Annotated in this window: 10 protein-coding genes; 6 read left to right on the top strand and 4 right to left on the bottom strand. The window is 62.4% G+C overall.

The window, feature by feature from the left end:
• Positions 1–660, bottom strand: a complete 660-nt coding sequence (locus tag LOY67_RS08865; RefSeq protein WP_265066821.1) for a GntR family transcriptional regulator — start codon at positions 658–660, stop codon at positions 1–3.
• A gap of 346 nt (positions 661–1,006) precedes the next feature.
• Here LOY67_RS08865 and xdhA point away from each other — a divergent pair, with 346 nt between their 5' ends.
• The 4 genes from xdhA to guaD all read left to right on the top strand — a co-directional run bounded on the left by xdhA (position 1,007) and on the right by guaD (position 7,187).
• Positions 1,007–2,461 (top strand): xanthine dehydrogenase small subunit, encoded by a 1,455-nt coding sequence (gene xdhA / locus LOY67_RS08860; RefSeq protein WP_265066820.1) that lies wholly within the window; start codon positions 1,007–1,009, stop codon positions 2,459–2,461.
• Positions 2,454–4,853, top strand: a complete 2,400-nt coding sequence (gene xdhB, locus LOY67_RS08855) for a xanthine dehydrogenase molybdopterin binding subunit (RefSeq protein ID WP_265066819.1) — start codon at positions 2,454–2,456, stop codon at positions 4,851–4,853. The genes xdhA and xdhB overlap by 8 nt, the downstream gene beginning before the upstream one ends.
• A gap of 178 nt (positions 4,854–5,031) precedes the next feature.
• The gene (xdhC, locus tag LOY67_RS08850) at positions 5,032–5,874 is read left to right on the top strand and encodes a xanthine dehydrogenase accessory protein XdhC (RefSeq protein WP_265066818.1); all 843 of its coding nucleotides are present in this window, start codon (positions 5,032–5,034) and stop codon (positions 5,872–5,874) included.
• 14 nt (positions 5,875–5,888) lie between these two features.
• Positions 5,889–7,187, top strand: a complete 1,299-nt coding sequence (gene guaD, locus LOY67_RS08845; protein ID WP_265067728.1) for a guanine deaminase — start codon at positions 5,889–5,891, stop codon at positions 7,185–7,187.
• A gap of 114 nt (positions 7,188–7,301) precedes the next feature.
• Here guaD and LOY67_RS08840 read toward each other — a convergent pair whose 3' ends face one another.
• A complete protein-coding gene (locus tag LOY67_RS08840; RefSeq protein ID WP_265066817.1) occupies positions 7,302–8,066 on the bottom strand; it encodes a GntR family transcriptional regulator in 765 nt (254 codons plus the stop codon).
• Positions 8,067–8,422: 356 nt separating this feature from the next.
• On the opposite strand from LOY67_RS08840, the gene LOY67_RS08835 reads away from it, so the two are divergent.
• Positions 8,423–9,613, top strand: a complete 1,191-nt coding sequence (locus LOY67_RS08835) for a benzoate/H(+) symporter BenE family transporter (RefSeq protein WP_258632016.1) — start codon at positions 8,423–8,425, stop codon at positions 9,611–9,613.
• 147 nt (positions 9,614–9,760) lie between these two features.
• On the opposite strand, the gene LOY67_RS08830 is transcribed toward LOY67_RS08835, so the two are convergent.
• Entirely contained in the window at positions 9,761–10,105 is a 345-nt protein-coding gene (locus tag LOY67_RS08830) for a YggL family protein (RefSeq protein WP_265066816.1), read from the bottom strand.
• Between the two features lie 232 nt (positions 10,106–10,337).
• On the opposite strand from LOY67_RS08830, the gene dacB reads away from it, so the two are divergent.
• Positions 10,338–11,804 (top strand): D-alanyl-D-alanine carboxypeptidase/D-alanyl-D-alanine-endopeptidase, encoded by a 1,467-nt coding sequence (dacB, locus tag LOY67_RS08825; RefSeq protein WP_265066815.1) that lies wholly within the window; start codon positions 10,338–10,340, stop codon positions 11,802–11,804.
• Positions 11,805–12,057: 253 nt separating this feature from the next.
• On the opposite strand, the gene LOY67_RS08820 is transcribed toward dacB, so the two are convergent.
• The gene (locus tag LOY67_RS08820; protein WP_265066814.1) at positions 12,058–14,442 is read right to left on the bottom strand and encodes a diguanylate cyclase; all 2,385 of its coding nucleotides are present in this window, start codon (positions 14,440–14,442) and stop codon (positions 12,058–12,060) included.
• Positions 14,443–14,561 lie beyond the last annotated feature (119 nt).

Below are 14,561 nucleotides of genomic sequence, written 5' to 3'. Positions count from 1 at the left end.
TCAGGCCTTCGTCAGGGCGGCAACCACCAGATCGCAACTGCGCTGGCCGTAGGCCGTGAGCACAATGCGGATCTGCGGCAGATCACGGGCCAGCACCGCGACAAGCAGGCTCTGGAACAGGTCGAGGTACTCGCTCATTTCGGCCTTGCGTTGTTCCAGGGCGAGGAAATAGGCGCGGCTCATGGCCGGCTGCAGGTTCTCGACGGTTTCCTGCAAGTACGGATTGTTGGCAAAAGGATAAGCGGCGCGCATCACACTGAAGCTTTCATCGACGAACGTGCGGATGTCCTGGCGCACGAAGGCGTCCTTGAGGCGCTGCTGGATCTGCAGGAACGGCGCCATGTCGGTCGAGTCCCGCCAACCATGGGCCACGGCGTTGCCCAGCAGGATGTACAGCTCGCTCATCAGCGTACAGAGGCTGCGCACGTTATGTTCGGTGAGTTCGGTGACGTGGGCACCACGGCGCGGCAGGATCGCGATCAGGTGGCGTCGTTCCAGGATCAGCAGGGCCTCGCGGACCGAGCCGCGGCTGACATTGAGCGCCAGCGTGACCTTCTGCTCCTGGATGCGCTCTCCCGGCTTCATTTCACCGCGAATGATGCGTTCGGCGAGATGATGGGCGATTTGCTCGGCGAGGCTGTCCGGGGCCTTGAACGTCATGGTTGTCCTTCAAACTCTTCGATCTGCACAAGCGGCGCAGTGTAGCGCACTCGATACGTCATGGCGCAGGGCCTGTACCGGGTTTTTGGCACGATTCAAGCAAAAAGGTTCTGTGGGAACCGAGCTTGCTCGCGATGGCGGCATGCCAGCCTCCATCCCTGTTGAATGTGCCGCCGCCATCGCGAGCAAGCTCGGCTCCCACAAGGTTCTACAGTGTCTATAGGACGTTGTTCATCGACGAACCGAATTTTCCTGACCTTTAAGTCAGAAAATTATTGACCGAAAAGTCAGACCTGCTAAATTCGGCCTACGTCGATACAACAATAATGAATCTGCGAGGCCTTCCGTGATCCAGTTTTTACTCAACCAGGAACTCCGTAGCGAGCACACCCTGGACCCGAACCTGACCGTGCTCAACTATCTGCGCGAGCATGTCGGTAAATCCGGCACCAAAGAAGGTTGTGCCAGCGGCGACTGCGGTGCCTGCACCGTGGTGGTGGGCGAATTGGACACGGACGAAAACGGCCGCTCGCGCATTCGCTATCGCAGCCTCAACTCATGCCTGACCTTCGTTTCTTCCCTGCACGGCAAGCAACTGATCAGCGTCGAAGACCTCAAGCACCAGGGCCGGCTGCATAGCGTCCAGCAAGCGATGGTCGATTGCCACGGCTCGCAATGCGGCTTCTGCACACCGGGCTTCGTCATGTCGCTGTTCGCCCTGCAAAAGAACAGCGAACAACCTGACACCCACAAGGCCCATGAAGCCCTGGCCGGCAATCTGTGCCGCTGCACCGGCTACCGGCCGATCCTGGCGGCCGCCGATCAGGCCTGCTGCGGCAAACAGCCGGACCAGTTCGATGCCCGCGAGGCCGAGACCATCGCCCGTCTCCAAGCCATCGCCCCCAAGGAAACCGGCGAACTCAATTGCGGCGACAAGCGTTGCCTGGTGCCGCTGACCGTGGCCGACCTGGCCGATCTCTACGACGCCTATCCCCAGGCACGCCTGCTGGCCGGCGGCACCGACCTGGCCCTGGAAGTCACCCAGTTCCACCGCACCCTGCCGGTGATGATCTACGTGGGCAACGTTGCCGAACTCAAGCGCATCGAACGTTTCGACGATCGCCTGGAAATCGGCGCCGCCACCGCGCTTTCCGATTGCTACGAGGCGTTGAAAGCCGAGTACCCGGACTTCGGCGAACTGTTGCAGCGCTTCGCCTCGCTGCAGATCCGCAACCAGGGCACCCTGGGCGGCAACATTGGCAACGCCTCGCCCATCGGTGACTCGCCGCCCCTGCTGATCGCCCTGGGTGCGCAGATCGTGCTGTGCAAGGGCCAGGTCCGTCGCACCCTGGCGTTGGAGGATTACTTCATCGAGTACCGGGTCACCGCCCGTCAGGAAAGCGAATTCATCGAAAAGATCATCGTGCCCCGAGCCAGCGCCGAGCAGGCGTTCCGCGCCTACAAGGTGTCCAAGCGCCTGGACGATGACATCTCCGCGGTGTGTGCCGCGTTCAACCTGCGCATCGACAACGGCGTGGTCCGCGATGCGCGCGTGGCTTTCGGTGGCATGGCCGCGATCCCCAAGCGTGCCAAGCATTGCGAGTCGGCCCTGATCGGCGCGCAATGGAACGACAGCACCCTCGAGCGCGCCTGCGCCGCCCTGGCCGAAGACTTCACGCCTTTGTCGGACTTTCGCGCCAGCAAGGAGTACCGCCTGCTCAGCGCCCGCAACCTGCTGCGCAAATACTTCATCGAACTGCAAACGCCGCACATCGAGACTCGGGTGACCGCTTATGTCTAACCATCACGCCGTAGAGAAGACCCAAGCCGAACTGGCCGAGCTGTTTGCCCGCGACCTGACCACCGGCGTCGGTCGCAGCGTCAAGCATGACAGCGCCGCCAAGCATGTGACCGGTGAAGCGCAGTACATCGACGACCGTCTCGAATTCCCCAACCAGTTGCACGTCTACGCCCGACTGTCGGACCGCGCCCACGCGCGGATCCTGCGCATCGACACCACGCCGTGCTACGCCTTCGAAGGCGTGCGCATCGCCATCACCCATGAAGACATTCCGGGCCTCAAGGACATCGGCCCGCTGTTGCCCGGTGACCCGCTGCTGGCGATTGACGACGTGCAGTTCGTCGGCCAACCGGTGCTGGCCGTTGCTGCCCGGGACCTGGAAACCGCACGCAAGGCGGCGATGGCGGCGATCATCGAATATGAAGACCTGGAACCGGTGCTGGACGTGGTCGAAGCCCTGCGCAAACGCCACTTCGTGCTCGACAGCCACACCCACCAGCGCGGCGATTCAGCCACCGCACTGGCGAGCGCCGAGCATCGCATCCAGGGCTCGTTGCACATCGGCGGGCAGGAACACTTTTACCTCGAGACCCAGATCTCCTCGGTGATGCCCACCGAAGACGGCGGCATGATCGTCTACTGCTCGACCCAGAACCCCACCGAAGTGCAGAAACTGGTGGCCGAAGTGCTGGGTGTGTCGATGAACAAGGTCGTGGTGGACATGCGCCGCATGGGCGGCGGCTTTGGCGGCAAGGAAACCCAGGCCGCCAGCCCGGCATGCCTGTGTGCGGTGATCGCGCACCTCACCGGCCAGCCGACCAAGATGCGCCTGCCAAGGGTCGAAGACATGTTGATGACCGGCAAGCGCCACCCCTTCTACATCGAATATGACGTGGGCTTTGACAGCAACGGGCGCCTGCACGGCATCGCCCTGGAACTGGCCGGCAACTGCGGCTGCTCGCCGGACCTGTCGGCGTCGATTGTCGACCGGGCAATGTTCCACGCCGACAACGCCTACTACCTGGGCGATGCAACCATCAACGGTCATCGCTGCAAGACCAACACCGCGTCGAACACCGCTTACCGTGGCTTCGGCGGCCCGCAAGGCATGGTTGCCATCGAAGAAGTCATGGACGCCATCGCCCGGCACCTGGGGCTTGATCCACTGGCGGTACGCAAGGCCAACTATTACGGCAAGACCGAGCGCAACGTCACTCACTACTACCAGACCGTCGAGCACAACATGCTCGAGGAAATGACCGCCGAGCTGGAGGAAAGCAGCCAGTACGCCGAGCGTCGCGAAGCGATCCGCCACTACAACGCCAACAGCCCGATCCTGAAAAAAGGCCTGGCGCTGACGCCGGTGAAATTCGGCATTTCGTTTACCGCCAGCTTCCTCAACCAGGCCGGCGCGCTGATCCACGTCTACACCGACGGCAGCATCCACCTGAACCATGGCGGCACTGAAATGGGTCAGGGCCTGAACACCAAGGTTGCGCAGGTGGTGGCCGAAGTGTTCCAGGTGGAAATGGACCGGGTGCAGATCACCGCGACCAACACCGACAAAGTGCCGAATACCTCGCCCACCGCCGCCTCCAGCGGCGCCGACCTGAACGGCAAGGCCGCGCAGAATGCCGCCGAAACCATCAAGCGGCGCCTGGTGGAATTCGCCGCACGACAGTACAAGGTCAGTGAAGAAGACGTGGCGTTCCACAACGGTCATGTACGGGTGCGCGACCACATCCTGAGCTTCGAGGCGCTGGTGCAACAGGCGTATTTCGCCCAGGTCTCGCTGTCGAGCACCGGTTTCTACAAGACCCCGAAAATCTACTACGACCGCAGCCAGGCCCGTGGCCGGCCGTTCTACTACTACGCCTATGGCGCGGCCTGTGCCGAGGTGATCGTCGACACCCTCACCGGCGAATACAAGATGCTGCGCACCGACATCCTCCATGACGTCGGCGCCTCGCTGAACCCGGCCATCGACACCGGCCAGGTCGAGGGCGGCTTCATCCAGGGCATGGGCTGGCTGACCATGGAAGAGCTGGTGTGGAACGACAAGGGCAAGCTGATGACCAATGGCCCCGCCAGCTACAAGATCCCGGCCGTGGCCGACATGCCGCTGGACCTGCGGGTCCGACTGGTGGAAAACCGCAAGAACCCCGAAGACACGGTTTTCCACTCCAAGGCCGTCGGTGAGCCGCCGTTCATGCTCGGCATCGCCGCGTGGTGCGCGATCAAGGATGCCGTGGCGAGTTTGGGGGATTACCGGCAACAACCGAAAATCGATGCGCCGGCGACACCGGAGCGGGTGTTGTGGGGGTGTGAGCAGATGCGTGGGTTGAGGGTCGTTGCGGCTGAGCCTGCTGAAACCGAGTTGGCTTCGCTATAGACCGCGGCGCGGCCCATCGCGAGCAGGCTCGCTCCCACAGGGGATTGCAGTCCAAATGTGGGAGCGAGCCTGCTCGCGATGAGGCCCGACCAGACAACAAAGAACGTTGAAAAGCGGACGCGGAGCGTCCAGAGATGCATTCCCACGCAAAGCGTGAGAACGATCAGTCGAGGTGAATATGTACAACTGGATCAGCGCCCTCGCCGACCTGCAAACCCGCAGCGAACCCTGCGTGTTGGTGACGATCATCGAAGAACTCGGCTCGACCCCGCGTAACGCCGGTTCGAAGATGGTCGTCAGCGCCAGCCAGACGTTCGACACCATCGGTGGCGGGCACCTGGAATACAAGGCCATGGAGATCGCCCGGCAAATGCTCGCCAGCGGCCAGCAGAACACCCATCTGGAGCGCTTCAGCCTCGGCGCCAGCCTGGGCCAGTGCTGTGGCGGCGTGACCGTGCTGCTGTTCGAACCCATGGGCCAGGTGCAGGCGCAGATTGCCGTGTTCGGCGCCGGTCATGTCGGCAGGGCCCTGGTGCCGCTGCTGGCGAGCCTGCCGTGTCGGGTGCGCTGGATCGACTCGCGGGAAGCCGAGTTTCCCGAGCAACTGCCCCACGGCGTACAGAAAATCGTCAGCGAAGACCCGCTGGATGAAATCGATGACTTGCCCGCCGGCAGCTACTGCATCGTCATGACCCACAACCATCAGCTTGACCTGGAACTGAGCGCGGCGATCCTCAAGCGCAACGACTTTGCCTACTTCGGCCTGATCGGCTCGAAGACCAAGCGGGTCAAGTTCGAACATCGCTTGCGCGACCGCGGCTTCGACAGCGGCACCTTGCAACGCCTGCGTTGCCCGATGGGCATCGGCGAAGTCAAAGGCAAGTTGCCTGTGGAAATCGCCATCTCCATCGCCGGCGAAATCATCGCCACCTATAACGCGAATTTCGGCCAGCACACCGCTCGCGCCGAACCCATCGCCAAGCTGCTGCCGGTTTCGCGCCGCAGCCAAGCCAATTCCTGAGATTTCCCATGCCCATGACACGCAAAGCCTACCGCGCCGCCCTGCTCCACAGCCTCGCCGACCCGGCCGAAGTCGGTATCGAAGCGTCCTATGAATACTTCGAGGACGGCCTGCTGGTGGTGGAAAACGGCCAGATCAGCGCCATCGGCCACGCCCACGACCTGCTGCCAACATTGGCGGCGGACATCGAGATCAACCATTATCCGGACGCGCTGATCACCCCCGGATTCATCGACACCCACATCCATCTGCCGCAGACCGGCATGGTCGGCGCCTACGGCGAACAACTGCTGGACTGGCTCAACACCTACACCTTCCCTTGTGAACGCCAGTTCGCCGATCCGGCCCACGCCGAAGCCGTGGCCGATATCTTCATCAAGGAACTGCTACGCAACGGCACCACCACGGCCTTGGTGTTCGGCAGTGTGCACCCACAATCGGTGAATGCCTTTTTTGAAGCGGCCGAGAAGCTCGACCTGCGAATGATCGCCGGCAAAGTCATGATGGACCGCAACGCCCCGGACTACCTGACCGACACCGCCGAATCCAGCTACACCGAGAGCAAGGCACTGATCGAACGCTGGCACGGCAAGGGCCGCCTGCATTACGCCGTGACCCCGCGCTTCGCCCCCACCAGCACGCCGGAACAGTTGACGCTGGCCGGTCAGTTGCTGGGGGAATACCCGGATTTGTACATGCAGACCCACATCAGTGAGAACCTGCAGGAAGTGCAATGGGTCAAGGAACTGTTTCCCGAGCGCAAGGGCTATCTGGAAGTCTACGATCACTACCAGTTGCTGGGCGAGCGTTCGGTGTTCGCCCACGGCGTGCACCTGTGCGATGACGAATGTGCACGGCTGGCCGAAACCGGTTCGGCCATCGCGTTCTGCCCGACCTCGAACCTTTTCCTCGGCAGCGGCCTGTTCAACCTGCCGATGGCCGAGAAGCACAAGGTAAACGTGGGGTTGGGCACGGACGTCGGCGGGGGCACCAGTTTTTCACTGCTGCAGACCCTGAACGAAGCCTACAAGGTGATGCAGTTGCAGGGTGCGCGATTGAGCCCGTTCAAATCGCTGTACCTGGCCACCCTCGGCGGTGCCCGGGCCTTGCGCCTGGAAGACCGCATCGGCACCTTGCAACCGGGCACCGATGCCGACTTCCTGGTGCTGGACTACAACGCTATGCCGCTGCTGGGCTATCGCCTGAAGCAGGCCCGGGACATTGCCGAAAGATTGTTCGTGTTGATGACGCTGGGGGATGACCGGACGGTGGCGCGGACCTATGCGGCTGGCAGGTTGGTGCATCAGTGCTAGGGATCGTTCCCACGCTCTGCGTGGGAATGCCTCAACGGACGCTCCGCGTTCGGCTCTTGGGACGCAGAGCGTCCCAGGCTGCATTCCCACGCAGAGCGTGGGAACGAGGTGAGGTCAAAGCTTGGCCGTCGACCGCCCAGGCTTCTTGGTCTGAAGCAGGTGCGAGAACACCGCATGCAGATCATCCGACGCCCCCTCTTCGTCGAGGTTGAGCTTGCTGTCGATGTGATCCATATGATGCATCATCAGGTCCACCGCCAGGGTGGCGTCCCGGGCTTCGATGGCGTCGATCAATTGGGTGTGTTCGTCGTAGGAACAGTGGGACCGATTGCCGCTTTCGTACTGGGCGATGATCAGCGAGGTCTGGGACACCAGGCTGCGCTGGAAGCTGATCAGCGGGGCATTCTTCGCCGCTTCGGCCAGTTTGAGGTGGAATTCCCCCGACAGGCGGATACCGGCGCCACGGTCGCCACGGGAAAAACTGTCGCGCTCGTCACTGACCATCTGCCGCAACTCGGCAAGCTGCTCGGCGGTAGCGTGCTGCACTGCCAGCTCGGTGATCGCCCGTTCCACCAGGCGCCGGGCCATGAACACCTGGCGAGCCTCTTCGACACTCGGGCTGGCAACGACCGCGCCGCGATTGGGCCGCAACAACACCACGCCTTCATGGGCCAGGCGCGACAGCGCACGGCGGATGATGGTGCGGCTGACTCCGAAAATTTCCCCCAGTGCCTCTTCGCTCAACTTTGTACCGGGCGCCAGGCGCTGTTCGAGGATGGCCTCGAAGATATGCGCATAGACGATATCGTCCTGGGTTCCGCTGCGGCCGGCTTTGCCTGCTCGCGGTTGTTTCTTGAGGGGTTGCAACTGTTCGTTCATGGGCACTCGGGTCGGGAGAACTGCGGCGAATTGACCGTGACTGTAATACGGCACAGCGGGTCGCTGGCAAGTATCGCGTAAAAAACACGGCGATTGTACACAACCTCTGATGGCAACACGACTGTATGGCTGTTTGCGGGCTTGGCTGTATTGCAATTGCCCACGGTGTTGAGTTTAGGCTTAAACCCTCATCCATGACCCAAAATGAAACCCGGTAGGAGCTGTCGAGCGAAGCGAGGCTGCGATCTTGCCCCTGCCAATTGAGTCTAGAGCAAAAGATCGCAGCCCTCGGCAGCTCCTGCATGCGTACCCGGTGGGTTGTGGATATTTTTAACAGATCAGGGATCACTGACACCATGACCGAAGTCACGACCGCGCCACTTCGCCCATTGGCCGACACCTCGCCCTCGGCCATCGTCGCCGGGTTCATCGCCATGATGACCGGCTATACCAGTTCCCTGGTGCTGATGTTCCAGGCCGGCCAGGCGGCGGGCCTGACCAGCGGGCAGATTTCGTCGTGGATCTGGGCGATCTCCATCGGCATGGCGGTGTGTTCCATCGGCCTGTCGTTGCGCTACCGCACGCCGGTGACCATCGCCTGGTCGACGCCCGGCGCGGCCTTGCTGATCACCAGCCTGGGCGGCGTGAGCTATGGCGAAGCCATCGGCGCCTACATCACTTGCGCGGTGCTGGTGACGATCTGCGGCCTGACCGGCAGCTTCGAGCGCCTGGTCAAGCGCATTCCGGCATCGCTGGCAGCGGCGTTGCTGGCGGGCATCCTGTTCAAGATCGGCAGCGAGATTTTCGTCGCCGCCCAGCATCGCACCGGCCTGGTGCTGGGGATGTTCTTCACTTACCTGATCGTCAAGCGCCTGTCGCCTCGCTACGCGGTGCTGGCGGCGCTGCTGATCGGCACCGCGCTGTCAGGCCTGATGGGCCTGCTGGACTTCAGCGGCTTTGCCCTCGAAGTCGCGACACCGGTCTGGACCACGCCGCACTTTTCCCTGGCCGCCACCATCAGCATCGGCATTCCGCTGTTCGTGGTGGCGATGACCTCGCAGAACATGCCCGGCATCGCTGTGCTCCGCGCCGACGGCTACAACGTACCGGCCTCTCCCCTGATCACCAGTACCGGCATCGCCTCGCTGCTGCTGGCGCCGTTCGGCTCCCATGGCATCAACCTGGCAGCCATCAGCGCCGCCATCTGCACCGGGCCGCACGCCCATGAAGATCGCAACAAGCGCTATACGGCGGCGGTCTGGTGCGGGATCTTCTACGGGATAGCCGGAGTGTTCGGCGCGACTCTGGCGGCGTTGTTCGCGGCGCTGCCCAAGGAACTGGTGCTGTCCATCGCGGCGCTGGCGCTGTTCGGGTCGATCATCAACGGCTTGAGCATCGCCATGAGCGAAGCCAGGGAACGGGAAGCGGCGCTGATCACCTTCATGGTCACGGCGTCGGGGCTGACGCTGTTTTCCGTCGGTTCGGCGTTCTGGGGGATTGTGGCGGGGGTGCTGACCTTGCTGATCCTTAACTGGCGTAAAGCTTAAAAGCATCGCGAGCAGGCTCGCTCCCACAGGGAAACGCGATCCAATTGTGAGAGCGAGCCTGCTCGCGAAGGCGGCCTGAAGGTCACCAGATACCCAACCGCCAGGCATAAAAAAACCGGCGCCCATTCGGGCTGCCGGTTCAGGACATCACGCCTTGGCGTTGATTGGCATGTCCGGGTGCCACACGTCGATCAGCGGGCTGACAGTCATGCTGGTCAGTTCGCTACGACCCTTGAGCCAGGCTTCAACGGCAGCACGTTGTTCTTCGGAAACCGAGCCACGCTTCTGCAGGCAAACCAGACCGTAGTCGTCACCGCCGACATAGCCCAGGCCATTGGCTTCCATGGCTTGTTTCAGGAAAGCGTCGAGGAAAGCGTCAATCGCCTCATCGGCCAGATCTTCTTTGAGATCCAGGTTCAGTTCGAAACCCAGCTCCTGAAATTCATCCACACACAGCTTTTTGCGCAGACGCCGGGAACGGTTAGTCGCCATTGGAACAATCCTCATAAGAAATAACGGCCGGCACTTTACCAGTTTGGTGCAACGATTGCCCGGTTGATCGGGCGTATCGTCCTACCGTCGGTAAAAAATTGCCTCACGAACGGCTCAGGCACGGCACACGCCGTTGCGCCATGGGGCATAATGCCGACACTTTCATGACCGTTGAGGACGTTCATTTTCATGTCCTCGTTTTTTCCCCCTCGCCCGTAGGGTTTTATTACACATGATCAAATCTTTGCGTCCACTGCTCCTGGCCAGCCTTCTTCTTCCCCTGGCCCTCCCTGCTTCCACCAGCGCCGCTACGATCAACACTGCCCTGTCGCCCAATGTGCAGAAGGCCCTCAAGACCAGCAAGCTGCAAGACGATGCACTGTCCCTGGTGATGGTGCCACTCAACGGTCCCGGCACCCCGACCCTCTTCAACGCCGACGTTTCGGTGAATCCGGCCTCCACCATGAAACTGGTGACCACTTACGCCGCCCTGGAAATGCTCGGCCCCAACCACCAGTGGAAGACCGAGTTCTACACCGACGGCACCCTCAGCGGCGGAATCCTCAACGGCAACCTGTACCTCAAGGGCGGCGGCGACCCCAAACTGAACATGGAAAAGCTCTGGCTGCTGATGCGCGACTTGCGGGCCAACGGCGTGCAGCAGGTCACCGGCGACCTGGTGCTGGACCGGGGTTTCTTCATCCAGCCGCAATTGCCCGAGTTCAACGACGACGGCAACGACGAAAACAAGCCGTTCCTGGTCAAGCCCGACTCCCTGCTGGTCAACCTCAAGGCACTGCGCTTCGTCGCCCGTAACGATGGCGGCCGGGTGCTGGTGTCGGTGGAGCCGCCGATTGCCAGCATCCATATCGACAATCAGGTCAAGGCGGTCAATTCCAAACAATGTGCTGGCGGCGTGCGCTACAACCCGGTGCCCCAGGCGGACGGCAGCGTGACTGTGACCGTCGGCGGGCAGTTGGGTGATGGCTGCAGCTCCCAGACCTACCTGTCGCTGCTGGATCACGCCACTTATACCGCCGGTGCGGTGCGGGCGATCTGGAAGGAACTGGGTGGCAGCATCCAGGGCAAGGACCGCCTGGCCTCGACCCCGAGCAACGCCAAAGTGCTGGCCCGGGCGTTCTCGCCGGACCTGGCGGAGATCATCCGCGACATCAACAAATACAGTAACAACACCATGGCCCAGCAGCTGTTCCTGAGCCTCGGCGCGCAGTTCCGCAACGAAGCCGACGGTGACGATGCCAAGGCCGCGCAACGGGTCGTGCGCCAGTGGCTGGCCAAGAAAGGCATCACCGCACCGCACCTGGTGATGGAGAACGGCTCCGGCCTGTCCCGCGCCGAACGGGTCAGCGCCCGGGAAATGGCGGCGATGCTGCAAGCCGCCTGGCGCAGCCCCTATGCCGCCGAATACATCAGCTCGATGCCGATCGCCGGCACCGACGGCACCATGCGCAAACGCCTGAAGACCACGGCCATGGCCGGCGAAGCCCACATCAAGACCGGCACCCTGAACACCGTGCGCGCCATCGCCGGGTTCAGCCGTGACATCAACGGCAACACCTGGGTGGTGGTGGCGATCCTCAACGATCCGAAGCCATGGGGCGCTTCGTCGGTGCTGGATCAGGTGCTGCTGGACCTGTACCGCCAGCCGAAACTGCCGCAGACGGCTTCGGTGCTCTGATCCAACGCAAGGAACTGCTCGCGATAGCGGTCTTTCAGTTGATATCAATGTGGCTGGAACGACGCCATCGCGAGCAGGCTCGCTCCCACAGGGGGGTTGAGGGTGAGATCGATTCTGTGTCCGCCCGGGATCAGGGTGGGAGCGAGCCTGCTCGCGATGGCGGTGGGACATTCAACATGTCATTGCCTGACATGGCCCTTTCGAGAGCAAGCCCGCTCCCACCGAAGATGTGTGGCGAGCGCAAACCTGCGAACTACCCCACCTGCATCTCGACCCGATCCCGCCCGGCCTGCTTGGCCGCGTAAACGCCCGAGTCGGCCCGCAACAGCAGGGCATCCGCGCCCTCCCCGGCGCGCCAGCTGGCGATACCGAAGCTGGCGGTGACAACGCCCACGTCCTCGATCTCCGCACCGCGCAACCCTTCCCACAGCCCAATGGCCAGGGCATGGGCGCTCTCGCCATCGGTGTCCGGGCAAAGCACCACGAATTCTTCCCCGCCCAGCCGACAGAAGACGTCGGTACGCCGCAGGCGCTGGGTGACGCGCAAGCAAACCGCCTGCAACACCCGGTCACCCACCGCATGGCCGTGCTGGTCGTTGATGCGCTTGAAGTGATCGATGTCGAGCATGATCACCGACAGGTCCCCGGAGCCGCGTTCGACCCGAATCATTTCCGAGGTCAGGCGCTCCTGGAAATAACGTCGATTGCGAATACCGGTCAGGGCATCGGTCACGGACAGTGCCCGCAACTCTTCCTCCACCCGCTTGAGATCGGAGATATCGGAGACATAGCCGTGCCACAACACGCCACCACCCGGCAATTGCTCGGGCGTCGCTTCACCGCGTACCCAGCGCAGGCCACGTTGCGGCAGTTGCACCCGGTACTCCTCGCGCCATGGGCTCAGGGTGTCGGCCGAGGCACGGATCGACGCACGGACCCGTGAATTGTCCAGCGGGTGGATGCGGGAGAAAACCGCTTCCGCGTTCTGGACCAGCACACCGGGCTCCAGTTCGTAGATATCGCGAATGCCGTCGCTGGCATAGATCACGCTGAAACGGCCGTTGAAATCCATTTTGAACTGGTAGATGCCGCCAGGAACATGGGCACTGAGTTTCTTCAACAGCAGGTCCCGGGCCGCCAGGGCCTCGTGGACGCGCTTGCGTTCGGTGATATCGATACAGATCGCCAGGTGCCCGACCCACAACCCCTGATCGTCGAGCACGGGCGTTGCCAGCATGTTCACCGTCAAGTGGCTGCCGTCACGCCGTACCAGGGTCCACTCCCGGGCCTGCTGGCCACCCGCCTCGCCCCCTTCCAACAGCATCGCGTGACAGGTAGGAATCGGCTTGCCGAATCGCGCGCCAAGCTCTGCCGCCCGGGCCTGAAGCTCCCGGGGCACGTGGAGGCTCTCGAGGGTCATGCTCTGCAGGACCTCGCAGCTTTGGTAGCCCAGCATCTGTTCGGCGCCGGCATTGAACGTGGTGATGACACCACGCAGGTCCGTGGCGATGATCGCGACCTGGGTCGCGGCATCCAGCACGCCGCGCAACTGGCTGTGGGTGCCTCGTAGCTCCTGCTCCCGGGCGCGCAGCTCCTGGGTACGTTGTTCCACCAGTGTCAGGGCCCGTTGTCGCTGGCTGACCAGTACATAGAGCAAGGCACTGAGCAGGAAACTGAGCAAGCTGCCCAATACCACCAGGCTCGACATCGTGGAATGGTTGGTCGACAGGAACATACGGCTGGGTCGCAACTCTACCCGATAGTCGTGATCCGCCAGGCGCAACATGCGGATTGCCGCCAGGTCACTGTCCCCCGGGGGCGTAGGGGAATCGAACAGCACCTCCTCCTGGTCGTCGGCGGACAAATCCAGGACGCGCATCGAAAGATTGTCATGACCGGCCGTCGGCAGACCATCGCCCACCAGTTGACGCATGCTGATGGCCGCCACCACATAGCCGAAAGGCTCCGTGGATGGGGCCCGGGCGACTGGCGCCACCAGCAACACGCCACGGACGTAGGCCGGATCGACACCCACCAGGTCCAGCGGCTGCGATACCGCCTGGCTGTTCTGACGGCGAGCCCGCTCGAGTACGGCGCGGCGCGTTGGCTGGGAAAGCAGATCGAAACCCAACGTCGACTCGTGGGAACCCTGGCACTGTACATAGAGGATCGGCGTGTACTCGTCCCGCTCCGCGGCCCGACGCAAGCCGCCGGTATCATCCACTTCACGGATGCTGAAAGGGGTGATTCTCTTGTTCCGCTCCCGCTGTTCGAATGCCTGCCGCTCGTCCCGAAGCACTCGTGGTGCCCAGGCGAAGGCCTGGGTACGGCGCAACAACGTTTCAGCGTACCCATGGAACTCCTTTTCGGAAACCGCCGACGAATTGGCAAAGAAACGCCTCAGGCTGTCGAGACGCTGCTCCTGGTCCTGGAATCTTTCTTCGATACGGCTGAAGCGCTCCTCGGCTTGCAGCTCGAAGCGCTGGCGCAGTTGCTGGTTGAACAGGCTCATCATCGCCCAGCTCACCAAGCCGGTCAGGCACGTGCCGGCCAGGAAGACCAGTGAAGCCACCAGCCAGGCCGATACATCTTCGCTGATAAAGCCCAGGATCCTGGGACGCACCGGATGCAATGCCATAGACACAACTCGAAAAGGGGCAGGCTTCGGTACAGCCCTGGCCACACGCTCAGTTATAGCTATTAGCCATTACTTTGACCAGTCCTAAAATCGGCCAGAAGCCTTGATTTACAAGGCTT

Origin of the sequence: Pseudomonas sp. B21-056 (assembly GCF_026016325.1) — a bacterium.
Lineage (GTDB): Bacteria > Pseudomonadota > Gammaproteobacteria > Pseudomonadales > Pseudomonadaceae > Aquipseudomonas.
This window is presented reverse-complemented; position numbering and strand designations above follow the sequence as displayed.

Coding starts and splice junctions, on each gene's coding strand:
- LOY67_RS08865 (WP_265066821.1), bottom strand. CDS start 660: ATGACGTTCAAGGCCCCGGACAGCCTCGCCGAGCAAATCGCCCATCAT.
- xdhB (WP_265066819.1), top strand. CDS start 2,454: ATGTCTAACCATCACGCCGTAGAGAAGACCCAAGCCGAACTGGCCGAG.
- xdhC (WP_265066818.1), top strand. CDS start 5,032: ATGTACAACTGGATCAGCGCCCTCGCCGACCTGCAAACCCGCAGCGAA.
- guaD (WP_265067728.1), top strand. CDS start 5,889: ATGACACGCAAAGCCTACCGCGCCGCCCTGCTCCACAGCCTCGCCGAC.
- LOY67_RS08840 (WP_265066817.1), bottom strand. CDS start 8,066: ATGAACGAACAGTTGCAACCCCTCAAGAAACAACCGCGAGCAGGCAAA.
- LOY67_RS08835 (WP_258632016.1), top strand. CDS start 8,423: ATGACCGAAGTCACGACCGCGCCACTTCGCCCATTGGCCGACACCTCG.
- LOY67_RS08830 (WP_265066816.1), bottom strand. CDS start 10,105: ATGGCGACTAACCGTTCCCGGCGTCTGCGCAAAAAGCTGTGTGTGGAT.
- dacB (WP_265066815.1), top strand. CDS start 10,338: ATGATCAAATCTTTGCGTCCACTGCTCCTGGCCAGCCTTCTTCTTCCC.
- LOY67_RS08820 (WP_265066814.1), bottom strand. CDS start 14,442: ATGGCATTGCATCCGGTGCGTCCCAGGATCCTGGGCTTTATCAGCGAA.